This window comes from Streptomyces ruber (assembly GCF_014648075.1).
Lineage (GTDB): Bacteria > Actinomycetota > Actinomycetes > Streptomycetales > Streptomycetaceae > Streptomyces > Streptomyces ruber.
Map to the genome: position 1 here is coordinate 1 of NZ_BMQK01000064.1, position 705 is coordinate 705.

At 67.4% G+C, this 705-nt stretch carries 2 protein-coding genes; both read left to right on the forward strand.

Going from position 1 to position 705, the window contains the following annotated elements:
• The coding region (locus tag IEZ04_RS34385) for an alpha-glucosidase C-terminal domain-containing protein (protein WP_189220927.1) at positions 1 to 491 on the forward strand (491 nt) is incomplete at its 5' end.
• Positions 488 to 705 (forward strand): alpha-amylase family glycosyl hydrolase (locus IEZ04_RS34390; RefSeq protein WP_268245717.1); only part of this gene is annotated, 218 nt, incomplete at its 3' end. The genes IEZ04_RS34385 and IEZ04_RS34390, both read left to right, overlap by 4 nt.

Consider the following 705-nt stretch of genomic DNA (forward strand, 5'->3'; position numbering starts at 1 on the left):
GCTACGAACTGTGCGAGAACACCCCCGCCAGGCCCGGCAGCGAGGAGTACCTCGACTCCGAGAAGTACCAGCTCCGCCCCCGCGACTGGGAGACCGCCGAACGCGAGGGACGCAGCATCGCCCCGCTGCTGCGCAGGCTGAACGAGATCCGCCGGAACAGTCCGGCGCTCCAGCAACTGCGCAACCTGCACTTCCACCATGCCGACCAGGACGCGGTGATCGCCTACTCCAAGCGCGCGGGCTCCGACACGGTCCTGGTGGTGGCCAACCTCGACCCCCACCACACCCAGGAGGCCACCGTCTCGTTGGACATGCCGCAACTCGGCCTGGACTGGCACGAGTCCGTGCCGGTGCGCGACGAGCTCACCGGTGAGACCTACCACTGGGGCAGGAGCAACTACGTGCGGCTGGAGCCGGGCCGGGCGCCCGCGCACGTACTGACCGTCCTGCGACCGTCCAACCCGCAGATCGGAGGGTCACCCGCAAAATGATCGTCAACGAGCCCGTTTCGGACAAATTCGAGGACACCCCCGCCCAGGACCGGGATCCGGAGTGGTTCAAACGCGCCGTCTTCTACGAGGTGCTCGTGCGCACCTTCCAGGACAGCAACGGCGACGGGGTCGGCGACCTCAAGGGCCTCACCGCCAAACTGGACTATCTGCAGTGGCTGGGCGTGGACTGCCTGTGGCTCCCGCCGTTCTTCAA